Genomic DNA, 21,285 nt, shown 5'->3' on the forward strand with positions numbered 1-21,285 from the left:
TTGAATTATATTTAAATTTATATACATCAATACTACGAAATTAAATATCGACTAAATATCAAATTATTAAAGAATACCTAGCCTCCGGGTGACTGAGATTCAGCCAGCAGTGAAATGTATTGTAACGGCAACGCCGTTATAATACAGGACGATTTTGAGATTCGCGTATTCTGCGAAGCTCAAAATCGAGGGTCGAGACCGCCCTTTGGCTCGAGCCGGTCCCACAGCAGGCTGAAATCTCAGTCACCCGGAGGCGGCAGTCCTTCAATACCAAAGACTATTTAGATGGATGTTGCATTTCGTCCATACTGATTAAGTGATATTCGTGCTTTTCATTAGGATCATAAGCTTCAATTTGAGCCATCATACCCGTATCCTCATGCTCAAGGATATGGCAGTGATACATGTAAACGCCAAATTTAGTGAATTGAACAGCGATTCTGACAGTTTCACCAGCATTGACACCAACTGTATCTTTCCAGCCATGTTCGTTAGGATATGGAGCTTTACCGTTACGACTAAGAACTAGGAATTGGCAACCGTGCATGTGGAATGGATGAATCATACCGCCATTCATATCGTTGGTATTAACAACGTCCCAAAGAACAGTATCGCCAATCTTTTGTTTCCGGTCGATTCTTTGCATATCAAAGAGTTTGCCATCAAGACGAACCTTGTCATCCATACCTGACATAACGGTACGTGTAACGGGTAATCCTGGAGTAACCTTTGGTGCATCGATAGTTGTAAGGTGTTCTGGCAATTCAACGTCTTCACGTTTATAATCACCAATCTTAAACTTCATAATTGGCATATCGTCAGTCATCAATGTCACTACATCGCCAGGCTTTTTGTCACCAAAATCAAGGATAACTTCAGCACGTTCAGCACAAGTTAACATCAACTTAGTCAATTTAACTGGTTCAGGCAATGTACCGCCATCTGAAGCAATCTGAGTAAATTCATGATTATCATCAAAGTGTAGTCTCCACTCGCGACGGTTAGAGCCGTTCAAAATTCTGAGACGAACTCTTTGCGTTGTAACGTTGAAAACACCATTGATTGTGCCATTAACAAGCGCATATTTACCCAAAGTACCATCCATATCATAGTCAGCTTTGTAATCTAGTTGATTATCGTGGTAGCTTCTATCTTGTAAAATAACGGGAATATCATCAACACCATAATTTCTTGGGAAAGGTAATTTAGCTTCATCATCATCAGTCACAACGACCGCTGCGGCCAAACCATTCCAAACTTGGCGAGCTGTATTTGGACATGGATGTGGGTGAATCCAATCAGTTTGAGCTGGTTGATCCAAGGTAAAGTCGATATCACGACTGCCACCTGGATAAACTGGAGCGTGTGGGCCACCATCAACAATTGGTCCGGTAACATTCAAACCGTGCCAGTGGAAAGTAGTAACTTCTGGCAACTTATTTACGAGGTGTACATGATAGTGAACACCCTGCTTTAAAACAATCGTAGTACCAAGCAATGAGGCATTGTATCCCCAAGTCTTAGTTTTAGCACCGGGCAAAATTTGAGTTTCACCTTCCTGTGCAGTAATTGTGTAATAGACATCGTTGCCATCCACCTTATCAGGCTTCAAAGCAGCAGGAATATTCAAAGGCTTATCTGGTACATCGGCCTTTTCTAGTGGAACATACCCACCATCGTGCAAATCAAATACTGGTTCATCAAAAAAGTAATCCGTGTAAACTTGTGATTCTGACATTTATAATCGCCACCCTATTTAGTTTTTGATCGAAACGTGAAAATACAATTTACTAAAGCCTCTACAAACATGCCAATAGCCATCATATACATCGCAATCATGTTTTTATCAGCGAAGACAAAATACAATAAAATTGCATAAAAAATTAGCATGAGAACAGAGAACACTTTAGATCCACCTGCCATGTTATCACCACCAAATTTTTGATACGACTCCATTTTAATACAGTTAAGCCTAATTGTATGCGATTACGGAATATTTAGTATTCATAAATAATTAACTGATTATCAATATAATTGGCCATGTAAACCTCAGATATTTCTAAATTACGCTTTTTTAACTCAGTCTCTAGCCATTCATCATCTTTATGAATGCTGCTCAACTCGTCAGCGTCAATTTTTCCATCCAAGATGATTGGATACTTAATACTGTCTTCATTTTTCATAACTAAAGTCAATTGACCGTTACGTTCAAAGACTGCACGTTTAACATTTCTAACATCCATAACCCCGGCCTGACGGAGTTTAAATGATAAATCATTGGCGGATAGACCGTTACGTAACGCCAAATCAACATCGATTTTTCCATTTTTAATAATTAACTGTGGTGTTCCTTCAATCACTTTTTTAAAGAGATTATTATGATTAGTCATAAATTTAGCTATAAAAACGACCATCGTCCAAATTAATAAAACCAGTGAAAATTGTAAAATAGTAATAGCAGAGTTGTAAATCATACCACCGACAATTCCACCAAGAACATAGTTTTGAAGCTGATCAATCGCACTAGTTGGAGCAATATTGCCACGACCAAAGAGGTTAATCTGTAAAACCATGAAGAGAAATCCAATAATAAACTTTAAAGTTAAATCTCCATATGATAGAACCATTTTGTCACCTACTTATTAATTAATTTAATTTCTTGCGAACTAATAATATTGGCCTTCGTCAACGTATAACTACTCTGATTATTATCGAAACTGACCCGATAAATATTGTTGCCAGATTTTATCAACATACCTTCGTTCAAACTGGAACTATTCGAATAAAGATTTTTCGTCGAAAGTTTCTTATCCTTGGCAACCGAGCGCATCAATTCTAAAGTCTGGTTAGTCTTGTTGTTAACATCAAGTTGTTGCTCATAATTGTTGTAATTTATACCAATAAATAAAATTATTCCTAAGGCAAAAATTATCAGCAGATCTCGGTATTTATTATCCGAACGATTTCTGAAGTACAAAAGACTCGTAATGAAAATGGCCGCTGCCAAAATGATAATTCCTATAATAAATAAGAAATTAGGTTCATTATTGTGGTCAATTAAATATTGATAAGAATAAAAATTCATATAAATCCCCTCGTCTATTTTTCTACGTCCAGTATAGCAAAAAAGCATTCTTTATAACGCATATGAGTTTGAACATTCCTAGTCTTCTTTGCTTGCGCAAGCAACAGATAAGTTTCATAATACATGAAAGTTAATAATTTTTATAAGAGGTGATTATTTTGGATAATAATTCCAATCTCTGTACTTGGTTAAATATGAAACACTTCGAAAATGATATTCAAATCAAGTTGGAAAAAGCTCTGATTAAATATGATTTATCACCTGTTGAATTTAGTTTTCTCCATTATCTCTACGATCAATATGATTCCAAAGCAAGTCTGTTAGAAATTAAGGACTCATTGGAACTCAGTTCCGCCGCCGTCTCTCGCATGGCAGTTCGATTGGAGAATAAAGATTGCAAGCCTATCGTGCGCTATCACAGTGAAGATAATCAAAAGGAAGTCTGCTTGAAAATCACCAACTCTGGTATCAAACATTTTAAAGAAGCCTCAGTTGTCGTTGATGATGTCTTAAATAAATTTTTCAGTAATTCGGACTTTTTAGCTTTGAGAGATATGATTTTAAATACCAATACTCAAGCTGAAGATTAAACTAATTTTAAAAAAAGAGAGCTAGTAAACACACTTTTTGTGATTACTGGCTCTCTTTTGGTTTCTCTTATATATAGGCAGTGGCTCTAAAACAGGCTACGACAGGGCAACTCCTTCCGGTTAAGTCAACTTTCTCTGCTGTCTGCTACGCAGCCAACTGAGAAAGTAGTCTTAATCCTCGGGAGCTGACCGCCCTGTCTTCACCCTCTCTTAATCTTGCCAAGGAAACTTCAAACTAATATTCTGATTAAACTTCTCTTGTTTCATTAACTTAGCCAATCTTTCAGCCTGTCTTTCATGATATCCGCTACAAACATATTCTGCTTCATCATTATCAGGAACAATTCCCGGTAAAACAACACTCTTATCCGTTACAACGAAGGTTGAAAAACATGTTAATCCCAAAAATCTTTTACCAGTCTTCAAATGTTCACCGATAATCTTAGTGAAAACCTCGATTGAACGGCTTCCGACACCGGAAACATACGATTCAGTGCACATTGAATCCTGCAATCCAAATGGCAATATGAAGTTTACTTGATCAATAGAAGCAGTAACTGTCTCAATTCTGGCTACACGTGACGCCGCTATGGATGAGTTATCATCGATGGTCATTAACGTTCTGCCACCAAAAACTGTATTATGTTCATTCAAATCAGATGAAAATACCCGATGATTACTGATTGAAAGTGTTTGACTACATTTGATTGTTTCCATTATTTGACCGCCTTTATTTTACTAATATAAATTCTATTTTTAAATAATGCCTAATCGTTTAAATCATTCCATAATTCGTCAATAAACTTAAATTTTTTCAACTTTCCAGATTCAATTTCTTTCTTAGCCAAAATATTTTCTAAATTATAAGTATCTGATTTAAAATAGCTTGATGATTTATTCACTAAATTAAGTTCCATTTTGGTATCAACATCTTTATATGATTTTTTCATATATAACACCTCATACGATATTCACTAATTTTTATAGTATGAATTCCATAGTCGGAAGAGCTGAGAATATTTACCCGCTGTGGGTGTGGCGTTATGGCTTTAGCCATTACACCACCGGGCGAGTTTTGAGATTCGCGTACTTTGCGGAGCTCAAAATCGAGGTCCGAGACCGCACTCCGGCTCGGACCGGTCCGCATAGCAGGTAAATGTTCTCAGCTCTGGAGACGAGACGACAAATCAATATATTGAAAAAATAAACCATAATCAACAATTGATTACGGTTTATTTTTGATTTATCGTCTGATAACTGATCCCTCCCGGAATCGAACCGGGGACCTACTGCTTAGGAGGCAGTTGCTCTATCCAACTGGGCCAAGGGACCATAAAACACACTTCTTATTTTAACTCAAAAAGTGTGCAGATACTAAATTAATCTTGTTTCTTATGGAAATTACGCTTACCTTTATTCTTTTGATCACGTAAACGTTTCTTAGGTTTGCTTGTTTTTTCTTGTGGTTTTGTAGCGTTATGACGCTTAGTCTTGTCAAAAACAGGTTTCTTTGAAAGCTTACCTTCGTGGTCAACATAAGCCTTAGTAATGTCAGCTTCGACCATATCTTGCAAGTTTCTCATATCATGGCTGTTACCAAAAGTAATTACGTTACCGCTCTTACCCATTCTACCTGTACGACCTGAACGGTGAATATATTCACTGTCATCACGAGGCATCATGTAATTAACAATCATATTAATATCGTCAATATCCATACCACGAGCCGCTACATCAGTTGTTAACATCAAGTTAACTTTCTTAGTTGAGAATAGTTGTAACGCCGTTTTACGTTGTTGTGAAGACATCTTACTATCGAGTGAAACAAAGTTAGTCTTATTATGGTTCATGTCACTGATAGCTTTGTGAAGCGAACGTGAATTACTGAAGAAGACGATACCCAAGAATTTCTTGTTATGAGCTAATTCTCTTAAAATTGCGTTCTTAATAAATTCATTATTGGCATCCACAAAATAATGTTTGATACCGGCTGTATAACTCGTATCATTTCGTTGATCGATTACTAAGAAGTCTTGTCCAAACCACTTGTGCATGTCTTGGAAAATATCGTTGCCAGTAGCTGAAAAGAAAGTCATTTGAACATCAGCTGGCATTTGTGAAATTGTACTACGAACACTTTCAAGTTTTGATTCATTCAACATTTCATCGGCTTCATCGACGATAACTGTATTGATTTTACCTAATTTCACTTTACGAGATTCAACTAACTCGTTCAAACGTCCTAATGTAGCAACGATAATCTCAGGTTTTTCTTTCAATTTCTTCAATTGACGTGTGGGATTAGCACCACCTGTCAAAGCTTGAACTTTACAGTCGATTAACTTAGCAAGTGGTTGAATAACATCACGAACTTGCATGGCTAATTCTTGTGAAGGTTCCAAGATCAAAACTTGGAGTCCGTCTTTAGGAACCAAGGTTTCTAGCATTGGCATCACGAAACCTAATGTCTTACCTGAACCTGTTGGTGCCATAGCTACTAAATCTTTACCTTCTTTGAAAGGCATGTAGACAGCCTCTTGAATCTTAGTTAATGTTTCAAATTGATTTGCTTTAAAGTAGTCTTGATATAATTTTGGTATTTCCAATTTATTTTTCCTCATCTGCATCAAAAACAATACCGGCACTTGTTCTTGCTTGCTCTAGAATTCTATTTACCGTTCTGGCGTATTTTAATAGTTTATCATAAGTTGCTTGATCCTTTTCGGTCATTATTCTAGCAAACTCACTAGCCTCAGAATCCATCGGATTTTCAGCCTTCAAAGCTGGTACATCGGTAATATTCTTATTATCGTCGGCCCAATCTAAATGACTGATATCCCCACCATTATCTAACAATAAGGTATCACGACCAAAGTAAATTTCTGACGACATGTAGGAATTCTTTGTCTTACCAATAATAATATTGACGTCAAAATCAGGATATTTCAAAGTTAAAGCCCCACTGCCATCAACCCCGGATGCTAGAAATTCAGCGTCATAGTCAACTTTTTCTGGTTGACCAAATAGTACAACGGCGTCATAAACTGTATAAACTCCTAAGTCATATAAAGCCCCACCAGAGAACTTAGTTGTGAAAATATTAGGATTCTTGCCTGCTAAGTAGGCGTCATAACGGCTCGAGTATTTCATATAAGAAAAACTAGCACCACTTAATTTTTCCCGATTCTTATCAACAATTTCCTCAATCTTCTTAAAGATCGGTTCATGAATATGTCTAGCTGCCTCAAATAAGTAGAGACCATTTTTGTGAGCCAAATCGTCCAATAAACTAAACTCTTTGATTGTTGAAGTACTAGGCTTTTCAACGATAACATTCTTACCATTTTCCAAAGCCTGTTTAGCTTGAGCAAAATGTAATCCATTTGGTGAAGCAATGTAGACTGTATCGAAATCTTTCTTAAAGAAAGCAGTTAAATCTGTACTGATATCAATATCTTTCTTCTTCAAATCTTCAATAAGGCTTTCAGCTTTCGCTTCTGTACGTGAGTAAACGTTTGTTAAAGCAAAAGTTTTGGTTTCATCCGTTGCTTTAATAAATTGTTCTGTGATCCAGTTTGTTCCTATTATTCCTAAACTAATCATAAAATCACCTCTGTATTTAATTTTACTGATATGTAAGCGTAATTACCAACAAAAAAATACTCAAAATTTAATAATATGGTATATAATTTTACTTTATACCATTTGAGGGGAGTACTTTTTTTCAATGAACGATGAAACAGACAAATTTAGCCTGAAAAGGGATTTAGGATTCTTTCCAGCGCTATCAACAGTAATGGGTCTTGTAATCGGAGGTGGAGTATTCTTCAAAATCTCTAGTGTTACGGCCGCTACTGGATCAGCAAGTTTGACTATTTTTGTATGGCTCTTAGCTGGTTTTATTACTATCAATGCCGGACTAACTGTGGCGGAATTAGCTTCTGCCTTGCCAGTTGCCGGTGGAATTTACAAATATATTGAATATATTTACGGAAAAGTCCCAGCTTTCTTACTGGCTTGGGCACAGTCGGTCATTTATTATCCAGCTGGAATTTCCGCACTATCCATAATCTTTGCTACACAGGTGTTGAACCTCTGCAATATTCCACACGTTTGGCAAATCCCCATCGCTATCACCTTGGCAGTCTTTTTATTTGCCGTCAATCTTTTAGGTGCTAAAGTCGGTGGACGAATTCAATCAATTTCCTTAATTGCCAAATTAATTCCAATTGTTGTGATTATTGTTGTAGGAATTTTCACACCAGCAACACATCCCGTATCACTCTTCCCTGTTACTTCTGGAAGTCATCCCGACTTTTGGTCATCCATGGGTGGTGGACTTTTAGCCACAATGTTTGCCTTTGATGGTTGGATGAATGTTGGTAACTTAGCTGGTGAAATGAAGAAACCTGAGAAAGACTTAGCTAAATCAATTATCGTGGGACTATTCTTTATCACTTTAATTTACGTTTTGATCAGCTTTGTTTTCATCAAATCATTACCATTCCACTTGATTCCTGGAAATCAAAACGCGGCTTCTGAAGCTGCCATTCAGATTTTCGGTAATATCGGTGGAAAAATTGTTACAATCGGTATTTTGATTTCCGTCTTCGGATCCGTTAACGGCTACACAATGACCGGTTCGCGTGTCAGCTATGTTCTTGGTACCGATGATGAAATTGTTTTCTCAAAATTCTTTGGTAAATTAACTAATAAAACTCGTGTTCCTGCCAATGCTGGAATCGTCCAAACAATTATCGCTATCATTATGATTTTTATGGGAAGCTTCGATTACCTAACCGATATGTTAGTTTTCGTTATGTGGATTTTCTCAATGATGATGTTCATCGGTGTCTTTATCTTACGTCGCAATGAACCCGAATTGGAACGTCCTTATAAGATTAGTTTTTATCCACTTCCACCAATTATTGCCTTACTAGGTGGCGGATATATCATCATTTCAACCTTGATACGCCAGCCTGGATTGGCATTCATGGGTATCGGAATCACATTACTTGGTCTACCAATTTATTACATTCATTATTTTCATAAAAAAAGGTCGCTTTGATGGCGGCTTTTTTTGTTGGAGGTTATAATTTGCTTGGGATATTATTTGAAATGAATAGCAGGTGTTTTCATGAAAGTTCAATTCAACAGTAAGCTTGAGGAACGGTTGGTTCGAGGGACTTTAAAGATTCAAAAATTATTGATTTATCGAATTATTCAACGAACATTATTATTAATCTTTCCTTTTGCTTTATTCGGGAGTTTTATAAAAATTATTCAGACAGTCGTACTTGGTAAAGAGGGCTTTCTGACCGATGTTTTTCCAACGTTTGGAAATGATTTCTTTTACCGTTTAATCGAAAACGTTGCTAACGGACTGTACAACATGTCACTCGGTTGGGTATCAGTTATCGCCATCTTTGGTGCGGCTAAATATACCGCCAAATATTATCATCGTGACGATCAACTAGCCGGACTAACTGGTATCAGCTCCCTTTTGATAATGGATTACGCATATTCCAAGGTACAGCCCTTCTCATTTCACACTGATATGCTGGGTATGCGAGGACTCCTATTCGCCATTATTTCCGGTATGATTATCGGTTGGATTTTCAAGAAACTCAGTCGTCAGGCTCCCAATCTTGAAAATGAAAAACAAACTACCAGTATTTTGGAAAGAACTTTCATATCCCTAAAGCCAATCATCATTTCATTAATTATTGCAATGATTTTCAGTACATTAATCAACGTCACTTATTATTCTGAAGCACCTGGTAACTTCATCAATGCCCTCTCGACAGAGTACACTTCCAAAAATAATTGGACACAAATTACTAAAACTTTAGTCTTTTCTATTTACACATTAATCATGTCATTTTTCGGTTGGTCAGGAACTTACTCCGCTCTGGGTGTGGAAAAAATGGACGTCCTATCGACCATCAACCTAAATTATGCTCTTCAAAAACACACCGCTTGGAACGCTCCCAATCCATTTACCAGTTCAACGTTATATCACGCCTTCGCAACGTATGGTGGAACTGGTTCAATCCTCGGTTTGATCATTGCTATCCTAATTATTTCTAAGGATAAAGACTTTCAAACTGTGGCACGTTGGGCAATGATACCAAGTATTTTTAATATTAGTAGTGGCGTTATGACGGGTATACCTGTGCTATTCAACGTTATCTTTCTCATTCCATTTCTATTAGCCCCCTTGGCTAACATGTTAATGGCAGCACTCGCTATCACCCTACATCTGATGCCACCAAGCGTTTATCCCGTACCAGTTGGTACCCCTGGACCACTGATTGCCTTCATCGGTACCAATGGTAGCTGGCAGGCTCTAGGATTCTCTATCCTGGCGATAATTATCTCGGTATACATTTATATGCCTTTCGTTAAAATGGCCGCTAAGGTCAAATTATTAGACAATCCCGGCATTGAAGAAGGTGAAGTCTAATGCGGATGCAACTACGCAATTTAAAGCAGAATAAAAATTTCAAATACCTATTAAGTTTAGGCATTATCCTGATTCTACTTGGTATTCCCTCATATCTATGGACTAAGAGCAACGTTACGACCTTAGCTGGGCGTTACAACTCGCCAATGTCACCCGTCATTATGATTCCCGGTAGCAGTGCGACAGCCAATCGTTTCGATGATTTGGTCAAAACAGTCAATCGTCAATACGGCGAACATCACAGTTTACTCAAGATGACCGTTCACACCAATGACACCATCACCTACACTGGCAGTATTCGTCCCAACGACACACGCCCCTTTATTGTGGTGGGGTTTGAGAATAATAAAGATGGTTATGCCAATATCAAAAAACAAGCTGCTTGGTTCAATCAGGCTTTCAATAAGCTCAAGGCTCGTTATCGCTTCAATAACTTCAATGCCTTTGGACATTCAAATGGTGGTCTGATTTGGACTTACTTTTTGGAACATTATTTTGATGACTCGACGATTAACGTCAACCAGATGTTAACCGTTGGTACGCCCTACAACTTTGAAGAAAAAAATACTTCCAATCGAACACAGATGTTAAACGACCTAGTTAAAGATCGAAGCAAGATTCCAACTGATTTAACTTATTATTCAGTTGCTGGTACGCAGTTGTACACAGATGACGGAATCGTTCCGCTCGGCAGTGTCGATGCTGGTAAATATATTTACGAAGGCCACATCAAGCGTTACACATTGATCACCCTTACTGGCGACAAAGCTCAGCACTCTGATATGATTGCTAACACCCAATTTATTGACATCTTCCATCAGTACATTGTTGGAAATGGTATAAATAACTCAAGCAACAGTCGAACAAGCAAAAAAGTCCCAGACCCTCAACCATAATTAGCTTGTATTAAACCGATTTTTTAAATACAATTAGCGTATGGTATATATAGATTGGGAACTAAGTTTTGTAGCAGATTTCTTTATCTTATTTGCAATTTTGCAGATACATCGCTACTTTTTAAACTCATTTAATATAGGACATTTAATATCCGATGTAACCATTTCTTTAATATTTGGTTATATCGGATTATTTGTCGATGATATTTTTATTTTATTATTCGTCTGCTTTATCTTGCTGTGCAATTGGGCTTGGAATAAATTCAAGACGTTAGATATGCAAAAGTCGATTTCACTAGTCATGGCTGCCAATATCGAAACTGTCTTGTTCAGTTTAGCAACTTATACAGCCAGAATTATCTTCTTTATTGCCCTCAATGAGTGGAAATTACAAATTTTAGAGGAATTCCAGCAAAACTTTATCCTCGTTTCATTATTGATCAACGCAATATACATCATCATCTTTTTACTCTTAACCAACGTTTATCGAGCTCCTACAGTCAAACTTTGGATTCAAGTCGAACAGTATCATCTAGGTAGAAGGGTCTTTACGATGTCTTTCAGCGTCTTTGTGGCCTTCATGGTAATTCTACTAGTCAGTGACTTGCAATCCGTCACAGCGACGTTACAGTCCATTATTCTGGTAGTCTTCACCGTTATCATTACTTTGACATATCGCCAATTAATTTTCTTTGTTAAAACTATTGCCATTCAACGACAAGCTCAAGCTAAAGTGATTTATAACAAGCAATTGAACGATTATCTAATCAGTGTGCGCCAACAATATACCGATATACGCAAGTTCAAACATGACTTTCAAAACATCATGTTATCGATGAAAACATTCGTTGATCAAAGCGACTCCGCTGAATTGAAACAATATTATCAAGATATCGTGCAATCCCAAGCCAAGTTATTGCCAACTGACAGCGGAAATATCGCCCAAGTCCAAGCTATCGACAGCGACGCAATTCGGGGAATATTGATTCAAAAGTTTTTCTTAGCAAGAAATCAAAAAATTAATTTTCAAATTGAATTGAATCAAGACCATTATCATTTCACAACCGAAATTTTAATTATCGTCAGAATTTTAGGCATTCTTTTAGACAATGCTTTTGAATACGTTCAAACAATCGCTGAAAAAGATGTCACCTGCGCCATTACCCAAGCTGACAATATTACTGAAATAACTATCGACAATCCCATCAAAGGGAATTTAAATTTTCGAGACCTATTCCAGACGGGTTACACGACTAAAGCCAATCATCTTGGTTTCGGTTTAGCAAATACTCGCCGTTTAATCTCGGAAACTGATAATCTATACTTAGAAACTAAAATTATCCATAGCCATCTGTTGATGACATTAATTATTGTAGGGGGTGATTAAGTGTTCCCAGTTTATTTACTCGAAGACAACTCCATTCAACGCCAGAAATACGCTGAATTTATTAAAAATGGTATTTTGATCAATGACGCCAATCTTGAATTAAAATCAATCTCCGATTCAGTCGAGAAATTTTACCAAGATTACACGCCTCAAGAACAAGGCCTCTATTTTTTAGATATGGAAATTAATGATGACAAAATGGCCGGCTTAAATATTGCGGAAAGAGTTCGTAGAGATGCCCCGATGGCTCAAATTGTTTTCATCACGACCCACGACGAATTATCTCTAACTACACTCGAACGTAAAATTGCTCCGATGGATTACATCTTGAAAAATAAAGGTCTCGATGAAATCAAACATCGCATCACTGACGACATTGAAATGGCAAAAAAGAATCTTCAAAAATACAGTCACTCATCGAAAAACCTGTTAGATTACAAGATTGGCAGCCGTTATTTTTCCATCATGATGGACGACATTATCATGCTGTACACACAAAAAGACGTCCCCGGCCGAATATTTATCATCACGAAAAATCAACTGGCCGAATTCAACGGCTCCCTAAACACCTTCGAAACCGACTACCCCAACCTATTCCGTTGCAATCGCAGTTACTTAGTCAACCTAGAGAACGCAACAACATACGACAGCCATTCAAGAACACTGTCATTCACTGATGGATCAACCTGTGAAGTTTCATTCAGAAAAAATAAGGAATTAACTAAGCTACTTTCCAACAAGAATTGATTAAAAAAAGGACATATCAAATGTATACAAACATTTGATATGTCCTTTTTTCATATATATACGCATGGTACTAGTCGATAACCCATTACAAATATTTCATAGTCTAAAATTGTTTAAATGCTTTCACACTCAACTAATAACGATTAATTAGTCCGAAGAGCCGGGAAATATTTTCCAGCTCTGGAGACGGCATACTTAACTAGCACCACGCGTATATATCAATACAAAAAAGATGCTTAAACCTTTGCAGGCCAAGCATCCATCTATTTTCTTCCAACTAATTTATCCAAACTGACTTCGTAAACATCAGCGAATCGCATCATCATATAGATATCGGGAGTTCTCGTGTTGTGTTCATATTTTGAAATCGTCGTAATATCGACATGCAACATTTTAGAAACTTCACGTTCCGATAAATTACAATTTTTTCGACAACTTCTCAGGTTATCACCTAAGAAAACTTTTTCATGATCCATGATATCCCTCAATTCTTACTGCTAACAATATTATATTTCAGAAATAATAACCAAAACATAAATTGTCTTTAAACGTATTGTTTTTCCCGATTAACGTAAAGAAATCAAAGTTTGAACACCATAAACCAACAAAACAGCCGCAAAAGCCAAACTAGCAATCGTAGCAATTAAGGCAAAAATCAGTGGACTAGATTGTTTCTTGAGATTATTAAAATATTGTTTCGAAACATAAACCTGCCAAATACCAATTAAAATAGCACCAATTCCAAAAATTAATTTCATAATAGTTGTCCTCTGTCGCCTCCAGTTTCGAGTATGAAGCCTGCTGTGTGGACCGTTTCGAGCCAAAGTACGGTCTCGAACCTCGCTTTTGAGCCGAAAACCACGTCTCAAAAACGCCCTGTGGTGTAAGAACGGGAAATTCACCCGTCCTAACGCCACACCCACTGCGGGCTTCATACTCGAAATCTCCGGCTAATTTAATATTCAATTCAATATTAATCTATCAGTCATACAATTACTATTATCCAAATTTTCATCAATTAAATAATTAATATAATTGAACAAAACAAAAAAGCATTCAAATCACAGATAACCCGCTGATTTGAGTGCTATTTATTTTAAAATTATCATCAATCAAAAAAATACATTAGTCGGGGTGGGACAGTGATGGAGCCTGCGGTGAGAGTAGCGTTAGAGCTTCAGCTCTTACACTACTGACGTATTTTGAAATTCGAGCGACCTTCTCGAAGTTCAAAATCGAGGCGCGAGACCTTGGCTCGCACCGGTCCACCGCGGCGGAATCACTGTCCCACTCCGACGGCAGTCATAAAACCTATTTCAAAGTAAGTTTTGTAACACATTCGATATGGTTAGTCATTGGGAACATATCAACAGGAGTTACATCGCCAATTTCGTATGTATCGCTCAATAGTTCCAAATCACGTGCCAAAGTAGCAGGATTACAACTGATATAAACTATCCGCTTTGGTTTGATGTTCTTCAATGAATCAATCAATGAATTAGCCAAACCTTTACGTGGAGGATCAACCATCAAGACGTCGACTGAAACTTCATTCTTAGCCCAGTCATTCAAAACATCTTCAGTCTTACCAACGATAAAATCAGCGTTAGTAATATTATTCAACTTAGCATTTTGGTCAGCATCTTTAACGGCATCTTCAATAATTTCGATACCAGTAACGTGCTTAGCCTTGTTAGCTAATGAAAGTCCAATTGTACCAATTCCTGAATAGGCATCGACAACGTTTTCCTTACCTGTCAATTCAGCTTTATCAATTGCAAGTTTGTAAAGGTTTTGAGTTTGAACAGGGTTAACTTGGTAGAAAGATTTTGGTGAAATACGGTATTTATGTCCCAAAATTTCATCATCAATATACTTCTTACCACCGAGCAATGTCATCTTTTGACCAAGAATAACGTTAGTATTCTTAGAATTGATGTTCAAGAAGACAGACTTAATCTCGGGGTTAGCCATAATTTCTTTAGTAATGTCTTTATAGTGAGAAATATCAGGTGTTCTTGAAACTAGAACGACCATCATTTCACCAGTAAAGTAAGCACGACGAACCATGATTGTCTTGATTTGACCCTTTTGATTTTGTTCATCAAAACCACGAACGTTATATTTACGCAAAATATCACGGACACGGATGATTTCAGCATCAATCTTAGGATCTTGAATCAAGAAGTTTTCCATTGGTACTAAATCGTGTGAACGACGACGATAGAAACCAGTTGTCAACTTGCCATTAACTTGGCGAACTGGAACTTGTGCCTTATTACGGTAATTGAATGGTGATTCCATACCCAAAGTATCGTTAACAGTAACATCTTTCAAACCAATCTTGTCAAAATCAGTTACGACTTGGTTGTGTTTGAATTCAAGTTGCTTGTCATACTTCAAGTGGCTCAAAGGAGCGATTCCTGTTTGAGCGTAGACAGCGTCAATATCGTGGACACGGTCAGGAGATTCTACTAAAACATCAAGTGTTTTAGCAAAGCCAAAGTTCTTGTTCACACGTGTGATAACAGCTTTAACTTTTTCACCTGGCAATGCATTGTCAACGAACAATGTGAAGTCATCGACTTTAGCAACACCTTTACCCTCATATGAGAGATCAAGGATGTCTAATTCTATTTCTTGGTTCTTTTTCAAATTTGGTTTTTCCATTTTTCACCTATACATAGAAAAAAGAAGTGTCCAAAATCGATACACTTCCTAATTCTTATTTATTTATCTGTTTCTTTTTCTTTATCGTTATCTGATTTATCTGAATCAAGGTTCTTTTCTTCTTCGATAATCTTCTCGCCAGCATCTTTTTCACTGAGAGTTGATGTATCAATTGCTTTGAGCGGAATCGAATCAACGTTGGCGTAAATATTTAGATGGTTATGCAAGTTAGTAAATTCCATCGGAGCATCCCCACCATATTCACCATCCAAGTTGACCATGACACGATTTTCATCGTTAGCTTTAACACTGATTTTTTTAGTCTTCGTGTAAATAACCTTTGGATTATAAACATGACGACCACCGTTTAGAACTAAGGCAATCAAATGAACAAGATCACGCAAGTTAGTTTCTTTAACGATAATCAATGAGAAAGTTCCATCACCAATAACTGAGTTGGGCGCAATTTGTTCCATCCCACCGATTGAATTAGTCAATCCGATTAGAAACATCGTTGCTTTCCCGTCAAAAACACCGTCGTCATATTCGATGTGCATGTCAATAGGACTGATACGAGGCAACATTTCTGCACCTTTTACCAAGTAGGCCAAGTAACCCAAGATTGACTTATAAGCTGAAGGAACTTCATAAGTCAATTCGGTCATTGAACCACCGCCGGCGATATTGATAAAGTAACTTTTACCAGCTTGTCCAATATCAACTGGTAACTTTTGACCTTTCAAAATCACTTTGGCAGCCTCTACGACATCATCACGTGGAATCTTCAAAGCACGGGCGTAATCATTCGTTGTTCCGGCCGGAATAATTGCCATTTCAGGACGGTGATCCAAATCGGCAATTCCGTTAACAACTTCATTGATCGTACCATCGCCACCAGCAGCAACAATCAGGTCAAAACCCTCTTTAGCTACTCGTCTGGCTTCATCTTTAGCTGAGTTTTTTTTCGGTGTCGTTCGATAAGCACTAGCCTCATAACCAGCTTTTTCAATAATATTCAAAATGTCTCCAACATTACTGTTCATGGTCTCGTGACCTGAAGTTGGATTATATATAAGTCTAGCTCGCATATCTTTCCCTCACTAACGACTCTTTAACTCTGCCATCAAAATCTTATTAACAACCTTAGGATTGGCTTGTCCATGTGTTTGTTTCATGATTTGACCAACCAAGAAACCAACGGCACGATCTTTACCATTCTTAAAGTCATCGATTGATTGTTGATTATTGTCTAGAATTTCTAAGATCATTGGCTTCAAAACAGCTGGATCAGATTCTTGGACAAGTCCCTTAGACTTAACCCATTCCTCAGGTTCTGTTCCGTTGCTGATAGTTTCTTGGAAGACCTTCTTAGCAATCTTCGAAGAAATTGTTCCGTTTGAAATCAAGTTAATCATCTTAGCAAGATGTTCAGGTGTCAACTTAGTATCAAGCAAACCAATTTTCTTATCGTTCAAGTAAGCATTAACTTCACCCATCAACCAGTTAGAAACTAGTTTTGGATTAGCGTCGTAACTAACTGCTTCATCAAAGAAGTCAGACATTTCCTTAGTATCTGTCAAAACACCGGCATCATATTCAGGAATTCCTAATTCGTTGATGTAGTGGTTACGTCTTACGGAAGCTGTTTCTGGCAAGTTAGCCTTGATTTCAGCAATCCATTCTGGTGAAATTTCATAATCTGGTAGATCTGGTTCTGGGAAGTAACGATAATCGTCAGCACCGGACTTAACACGCATTAAGAATGTTTCACCAGATTTTTCATCAAAACGTCTTGTTTCTTGGCCAATTGTGCCGCCTTGTTTAAGGATAGCAGCTTGACGTTTCTCTTCGTAAGCTAGACCTAATCTAACGTGGTTGAATGAGTTCAAGTTCTTCAATTCGACTTTGGTACCATATGTATCTGATCCAACTGGGCGGATTGAGATATTAGTATCAACACGCATTGAACCTTCTTCCATCTTAACATCAGAAGCACCAGTAAATTGAATAATCTTACGAAGATTTTCAAGATATTGATAAGCTTCTTCAGGAGACTTCATATCAGGCTTTGAAACAATTTCAATCAAAGGTGTACCTTGACGGTTCAAATCGACATATGAATAGCCGTTGTTACCGTGGGTATTTTTACCAGCATCTTCTTCGACGTGAAGTTCTTCGATACCGATTTTCTTCTTTTCGCCATCAACTTCAATTTCGATATAGCCATCGTGACCCAATGGTTTGTCTTGTTGAGTAATTTGGTAAGCTTTAGGATTATCTGGATAGAAGTAGTTCTTACGGTCAAAGTGAGTGTGATTTTCGATATTAGCATTCAAAGCTAATCCGACCATAACACCGAGACGATAAGCATTTTTATTTACAGTTGGCAATGTTCCTGGAAAACCAAAGTCAATAACGTTGGTATTGATATTAGATTCAGCACCATAAGCAACTGGTGAAGGACTATACATCTTGGACTTAGTCTTTAATTCAACGTGGACTTCTAGTCCGATAGTTGTTTCAAAATTCATTAGTCTTCCCCCTTGAGTGCAGTTGGTATTTGTTCATAGAATTTATTTTCTTCTTGTAAAGCATAAGCAGCATTGAAGACATCTTGTTCAGCAAATGGCTTACCAATGATTTGTAGACCAACTGGCATTCCGTCAGCTAAACCGGCAGGAACTGAAGCAGCAGGCAAACCAGCTAAGTTAGCAGGAATTGTCAAAATATCATTCATGTACATTGCCAATGGATCGTCAACTTTTTCACCAATCTTGAAAGCAGGTGTTGTTGTTGAAGGTCCCATAATTAAATCATAGTCTTTTAAGACGTTATTCATTTCATTGATAAAAATTGTTCTAACTTCAGCAGCCTTCTTGAAGTATGCATCATAAGCACCAGCTGATAGAGCGAAAGTACCTAGCATGATACGACGTTTAACTTCATCACCGAAACCTTCTGAACGAGAGTTAACGAACAAGTCTTTGATATTCTTAACATCTTTAGCACGGTAACCATATCTAACACCATCATATCTTTGAAGGTTAGATGAGGCTTCACTAGATGCTAGGACATAATAAACTTCAACGGCATGTTCCAATGTTGGAAGACTAACTTCCTCGACTGTAGCACCCATCTTCTTATAAGCATCAAGAGCTTTATTAACGTTAGCAAGCACGTCAGGATGAGTTCCTTCATGCCAGAATTCCTTAGGAACGGCAATCTTAACACCATGCATATCTTTGTTCAAGTTAGCACGGTAATCTGGAACTTCTTTTTCTGAACTAGTTGAATCTTTGTCATCATGACCAGCAATAACTGAAAGAACAGTTGCTGAATCTTCGACACGTTTTGACATAACACCGACTTGATCAAGACTTGATGCAAAGGCAATAACACCCCAACGAGAAACACGACCGTAAGTTGGTTTGATACCAAAGATACCATTGAAGGCAGCGGGTTGTCTGATTGAACCACCAGTATCTGTACCTAGGGCAGCAACAACTTCACCAGCGGCAACGGCAGCAGCAGAGCCACCTGAAGAACCACCAGGAACGCGACTGAAGTCCCAAGGATTAACTGAAGTTCCATAGTATGAAGTTTCAGTAGATGAACCCATGGCAAATTCGTCCAAGTTAGTCTTACCAACGTTAATAGCGCCGGCAGCAGCTAATTTGTCCATAACAGTTGCACTGTAAACAGGCATGAAATTATAAAGAATTTTACTTGCGGCAGTAGTCTTAATACCGTTTGTAACGATATTATCCTTGATACCCACTGGAATACCAGCTAATAAACCGTCAACACCTTCAACGTCAATTTTCTTAGCATCCTCAGTTGCCTTGTCATTGACAGTAATGAAAGTATTTAGCTTTTCAGCATCACCTTTGATATTGTCTAAAGCTTGGTTTGTAAGAGCTTCGGCAGTTACATCTTTGTTAACTAACTTCTCGTGCAAAGAAGCAATTGTTTCTTTCTTGATATCCACTATTCAGCGTCCTCCTTGTCAACAATCGTTGGAACTTTGATAAGGTTATCTTCAACTTCAGGAACATTTTCAAGCATTTGTTCTCTAGTTTCAGTATGGATACCTTTATCTTCACGGAAGACAGAGTTGGTGTCAGCCATATTGTAAGTTGGTTCAACACCAGTTGTATCAACTGATGATAATTTGCTTTCCATACCAACAATTTTATCTAGTTGGTCAACAAAACTGTCAACTTCATTATCTTGGAATTTTAAATTAGCCAAAGTGGCAACGTGTAAAATTTCATCTTTTGAAATCATTTGTTTCTCCTTTTTAATCTGCATTATAAACGTGTGAATAGAACTTACCGTTTGTACGTGTAACAACGGCTTGTTGTTCATCAACTGTTTGAATATTGATGTCTAAGTTAGCTCCTGATGGCAAGTACTTTTGGGCACTTGTCTGAACGAACTGAGTAAAACTAGTTACTTGAGCTAGCCCATCAAATTGAGTATTGATTGTAATATCCATTGCTTTGAGACTTGTTCCATCGTAGTGAGCTTGGGCAGTAACTCCCGAAAGATTAGGGAAGTAATTTTGAATATGTTGCTTAAAGTTGGCAAACGCATCGGAATCACTGCTACTGATAGCATTATCGCCGTTAACAGTTGGCAACATTTGATTCTTGTAGCCTAAATCACTCCAATTACCTAAACCATCGCTCTTACTCAATGAATATTGGAAATAAGTTCCCCCAACTAAAGTATCTGCTGGAGCAACTGAATATAAACCAACAACAATTGGAATATTACCGACTTTACTATCTTTACGCAAGCGTTGGACAACTTCTTTGGCAATTCTTTCACCTTGAGCCTTTTGCTCTTCAGTAGAAATCGTTGACTTGAAAGTGGCACCATATTGCTTCTTCTGATAGTAATCGATCTTATTCATTGCAATACCAATCGACATCCCAGCCAATTTATATTTTCCATCTTGTTTTTGAAGATAATCTTCCTCAAGCATTTGTTGGAAATACATTGGCGTACGTTTGTCAGGATCAGTTGAGCCATTAGATTCAGGATTCAAACCTGACTCATTCTTGCTGGATTTACGTGCTAACCAATCATTGACAGTACTTGCACTCAAAACTTGGCCTTCTTGGAAAACATATGAATTCGTTGAAAATTGTTTCTTCGACAAGCTCATAAGTCCACTTTCGAAACTTCTACTGTTGAACTGATTACTATTGTCAGCTGCAGTAAGTCCAGAAATAGGACTAGTTTTATATTTCCCATCACTTAATAAAACATCGTAGCTGCTTGAATCAGACGATGTTGTTGTCTGAACAGAACTCTTGGAAGAATCGCCACCACCTGATGACAAACTGGAATCTTGTAAATTCCCACAGGCAGCCAACAATAACGAGCACATCAGCAATAGCGATGTAGTTTTTAAGAATTTTTTCAAAACTGTTCTC

Annotated in this window: 21 protein-coding genes and 1 tRNA gene; 6 read left to right on the forward strand and 16 right to left on the reverse strand. The window is 37.5% G+C overall.

Annotated features, from left to right (window positions below; translation table 11 throughout):
- Nucleotides 1-277 precede the first annotated feature (277 nt).
- From JP39_RS08845 to JP39_RS08855, 3 genes are all read right to left on the reverse strand, one after another.
- Nucleotides 278-1,738: a multicopper oxidase family protein gene (locus JP39_RS08845; protein WP_041500600.1), complete on the reverse strand. Its 1,461-nt coding sequence runs from the start codon at nt 1,736-1,738 to the stop codon at nt 278-280.
- A 259-nt stretch (nt 1,739-1,997) separates the two neighbouring features.
- Complete coding sequence (locus tag JP39_RS08850; protein ID WP_041500601.1) at nt 1,998-2,627, reverse strand: DUF421 domain-containing protein; 630 nt, start codon at nt 2,625-2,627, stop codon at nt 1,998-2,000.
- 8 nt (nt 2,628-2,635) lie between these two features.
- Nucleotides 2,636-3,085, reverse strand: a complete 450-nt coding sequence (locus JP39_RS08855; protein ID WP_041500603.1) for a DUF3290 family protein — start codon at nt 3,083-3,085, stop codon at nt 2,636-2,638.
- A 158-nt stretch (nt 3,086-3,243) separates the two neighbouring features.
- On the opposite strand from JP39_RS08855, the gene JP39_RS08860 reads away from it, so the two are divergent.
- The gene (locus JP39_RS08860; protein ID WP_041500605.1) at nt 3,244-3,675 is read left to right on the forward strand and encodes a MarR family transcriptional regulator; all 432 of its coding nucleotides are present in this window, start codon (nt 3,244-3,246) and stop codon (nt 3,673-3,675) included.
- Between the two features lie 210 nt (nt 3,676-3,885).
- Here the strand turns inward: JP39_RS08860 and JP39_RS08865 are convergent, their stop codons facing one another.
- The 5 genes from JP39_RS08865 to JP39_RS08885 all read right to left on the reverse strand — a co-directional run bounded on the left by JP39_RS08865 (nt 3,886) and on the right by JP39_RS08885 (nt 7,278).
- Entirely contained in the window at nt 3,886-4,392 is a 507-nt protein-coding gene (locus tag JP39_RS08865; RefSeq protein WP_041500607.1) for an acyl-CoA thioesterase, read from the reverse strand.
- 50 nt (nt 4,393-4,442) lie between these two features.
- Complete coding sequence (locus JP39_RS08870) at nt 4,443-4,625, reverse strand: hypothetical protein (protein ID WP_041500609.1); 183 nt, start codon at nt 4,623-4,625, stop codon at nt 4,443-4,445.
- A 308-nt stretch (nt 4,626-4,933) separates the two neighbouring features.
- Nucleotides 4,934-5,007, reverse strand: a tRNA-Arg gene (locus tag JP39_RS08875).
- A gap of 47 nt (nt 5,008-5,054) precedes the next feature.
- Complete coding sequence (locus tag JP39_RS08880; protein ID WP_048699343.1) at nt 5,055-6,281, reverse strand: DEAD/DEAH box helicase; 1,227 nt, start codon at nt 6,279-6,281, stop codon at nt 5,055-5,057.
- A gap of 1 nt (nt 6,282) precedes the next feature.
- A complete protein-coding gene (locus JP39_RS08885; RefSeq protein WP_041500610.1) occupies nt 6,283-7,278 on the reverse strand; it encodes a Gfo/Idh/MocA family protein in 996 nt (331 codons plus the stop codon).
- A gap of 124 nt (nt 7,279-7,402) precedes the next feature.
- Between JP39_RS08885 and JP39_RS08890 the strand changes: the two genes are divergently transcribed.
- The 5 genes from JP39_RS08890 to JP39_RS08910 all read left to right on the forward strand — a co-directional run bounded on the left by JP39_RS08890 (nt 7,403) and on the right by JP39_RS08910 (nt 13,171).
- Entirely contained in the window at nt 7,403-8,743 is a 1,341-nt protein-coding gene (locus tag JP39_RS08890; protein ID WP_041500612.1) for an APC family permease, read from the forward strand.
- 69 nt (nt 8,744-8,812) lie between these two features.
- Nucleotides 8,813-10,141, forward strand: a complete 1,329-nt coding sequence (locus JP39_RS08895; RefSeq protein ID WP_041500614.1) for a PTS transporter subunit EIIC — start codon at nt 8,813-8,815, stop codon at nt 10,139-10,141.
- Nucleotides 10,141-11,037 (forward strand): alpha/beta hydrolase, encoded by an 897-nt coding sequence (locus JP39_RS08900; RefSeq protein ID WP_137619769.1) that lies wholly within the window; start codon nt 10,141-10,143, stop codon nt 11,035-11,037. Before JP39_RS08895 ends, JP39_RS08900 begins: the two co-directional genes overlap by 1 nt.
- 40 nt (nt 11,038-11,077) lie before the next feature.
- Entirely contained in the window at nt 11,078-12,424 is a 1,347-nt protein-coding gene (locus JP39_RS08905; RefSeq protein ID WP_082330679.1) for a sensor histidine kinase, read from the forward strand.
- Nucleotides 12,425-13,171 (forward strand): response regulator transcription factor, encoded by a 747-nt coding sequence (locus JP39_RS08910; protein ID WP_041500618.1) that lies wholly within the window; start codon nt 12,425-12,427, stop codon nt 13,169-13,171.
- Nucleotides 13,172-13,434: 263 nt separating this feature from the next.
- On the opposite strand, the gene JP39_RS08915 is transcribed toward JP39_RS08910, so the two are convergent.
- The 8 genes from JP39_RS08915 to JP39_RS08950 form a co-directional block, all read right to left on the reverse strand.
- Nucleotides 13,435-13,647, reverse strand: coding sequence for a helix-turn-helix domain-containing protein (locus JP39_RS08915; protein WP_041500619.1), 213 nt, complete (start codon nt 13,645-13,647; stop codon nt 13,435-13,437).
- A 90-nt stretch (nt 13,648-13,737) separates the two neighbouring features.
- A complete protein-coding gene (locus tag JP39_RS08920) occupies nt 13,738-13,929 on the reverse strand; it encodes a hypothetical protein (protein WP_041500621.1) in 192 nt (63 codons plus the stop codon).
- A gap of 553 nt (nt 13,930-14,482) precedes the next feature.
- Entirely contained in the window at nt 14,483-15,841 is a 1,359-nt protein-coding gene (gene rlmD / locus JP39_RS08925) for a 23S rRNA (uracil(1939)-C(5))-methyltransferase RlmD (protein WP_041500623.1), read from the reverse strand.
- 59 nt (nt 15,842-15,900) lie between these two features.
- The gene (locus JP39_RS08930) at nt 15,901-16,929 is read right to left on the reverse strand and encodes a diacylglycerol kinase (RefSeq protein ID WP_041500624.1); all 1,029 of its coding nucleotides are present in this window, start codon (nt 16,927-16,929) and stop codon (nt 15,901-15,903) included.
- Between the two features lie 12 nt (nt 16,930-16,941).
- Nucleotides 16,942-18,372, reverse strand: coding sequence for an Asp-tRNA(Asn)/Glu-tRNA(Gln) amidotransferase subunit GatB (gene gatB / locus JP39_RS08935; protein ID WP_041500626.1), 1,431 nt, complete (start codon nt 18,370-18,372; stop codon nt 16,942-16,944).
- The gene (gene gatA / locus JP39_RS08940; protein ID WP_041500628.1) at nt 18,372-19,829 is read right to left on the reverse strand and encodes an Asp-tRNA(Asn)/Glu-tRNA(Gln) amidotransferase subunit GatA; all 1,458 of its coding nucleotides are present in this window, start codon (nt 19,827-19,829) and stop codon (nt 18,372-18,374) included. Before gatA ends, gatB begins: the two co-directional genes overlap by 1 nt.
- Nucleotides 19,829-20,128, reverse strand: a complete 300-nt coding sequence (gene gatC / locus JP39_RS08945) for an Asp-tRNA(Asn)/Glu-tRNA(Gln) amidotransferase subunit GatC (protein WP_041500630.1) — start codon at nt 20,126-20,128, stop codon at nt 19,829-19,831. The genes gatA and gatC overlap by 1 nt, the downstream gene beginning before the upstream one ends.
- Before the next feature lie 13 nt (nt 20,129-20,141).
- A complete protein-coding gene (locus tag JP39_RS08950; protein WP_048699346.1) occupies nt 20,142-21,275 on the reverse strand; it encodes a CamS family sex pheromone protein in 1,134 nt (377 codons plus the stop codon).
- Nucleotides 21,276-21,285 lie beyond the last annotated feature (10 nt).

The sequence above is a fragment of the Companilactobacillus heilongjiangensis genome (assembly GCF_000831645.3).
GTDB classification, from domain to species: Bacteria; Bacillota; Bacilli; order Lactobacillales; family Lactobacillaceae; genus Companilactobacillus; species Companilactobacillus heilongjiangensis.

Excerpts from the sequence above, each read along its gene's own strand:
- JP39_RS08845 (WP_041500600.1), bottom strand. The coding sequence starts at position 1,738 with ATGTCAGAATCACAAGTTTACACGGATTACTTTTTTGATGAACCAGTA.
- JP39_RS08850 (WP_041500601.1), bottom strand. The coding sequence starts at position 2,627 with ATGGTTCTATCATATGGAGATTTAACTTTAAAGTTTATTATTGGATTT.
- JP39_RS08855 (WP_041500603.1), bottom strand. The coding sequence starts at position 3,085 with ATGAATTTTTATTCTTATCAATATTTAATTGACCACAATAATGAACCT.
- JP39_RS08865 (WP_041500607.1), bottom strand. The coding sequence starts at position 4,392 with ATGGAAACAATCAAATGTAGTCAAACACTTTCAATCAGTAATCATCGG.
- JP39_RS08870 (WP_041500609.1), bottom strand. The coding sequence starts at position 4,625 with ATGAAAAAATCATATAAAGATGTTGATACCAAAATGGAACTTAATTTA.
- JP39_RS08885 (WP_041500610.1), bottom strand. The coding sequence starts at position 7,278 with ATGATTAGTTTAGGAATAATAGGAACAAACTGGATCACAGAACAATTT.
- JP39_RS08890 (WP_041500612.1), top strand. The coding sequence starts at position 7,403 with ATGAACGATGAAACAGACAAATTTAGCCTGAAAAGGGATTTAGGATTC.
- JP39_RS08895 (WP_041500614.1), top strand. The coding sequence starts at position 8,813 with ATGAAAGTTCAATTCAACAGTAAGCTTGAGGAACGGTTGGTTCGAGGG.
- JP39_RS08900 (WP_137619769.1), top strand. The coding sequence starts at position 10,141 with ATGCGGATGCAACTACGCAATTTAAAGCAGAATAAAAATTTCAAATAC.
- JP39_RS08905 (WP_082330679.1), top strand. The coding sequence starts at position 11,078 with ATGGTATATATAGATTGGGAACTAAGTTTTGTAGCAGATTTCTTTATC.
- JP39_RS08915 (WP_041500619.1), bottom strand. The coding sequence starts at position 13,647 with ATGGATCATGAAAAAGTTTTCTTAGGTGATAACCTGAGAAGTTGTCGA.
- JP39_RS08920 (WP_041500621.1), bottom strand. The coding sequence starts at position 13,929 with ATGAAATTAATTTTTGGAATTGGTGCTATTTTAATTGGTATTTGGCAG.
- rlmD (WP_041500623.1), bottom strand. The coding sequence starts at position 15,841 with ATGGAAAAACCAAATTTGAAAAAGAACCAAGAAATAGAATTAGACATC.
- JP39_RS08930 (WP_041500624.1), bottom strand. The coding sequence starts at position 16,929 with ATGCGAGCTAGACTTATATATAATCCAACTTCAGGTCACGAGACCATG.
- gatB (WP_041500626.1), bottom strand. The coding sequence starts at position 18,372 with ATGAATTTTGAAACAACTATCGGACTAGAAGTCCACGTTGAATTAAAG.
- gatC (WP_041500630.1), bottom strand. The coding sequence starts at position 20,128 with ATGATTTCAAAAGATGAAATTTTACACGTTGCCACTTTGGCTAATTTA.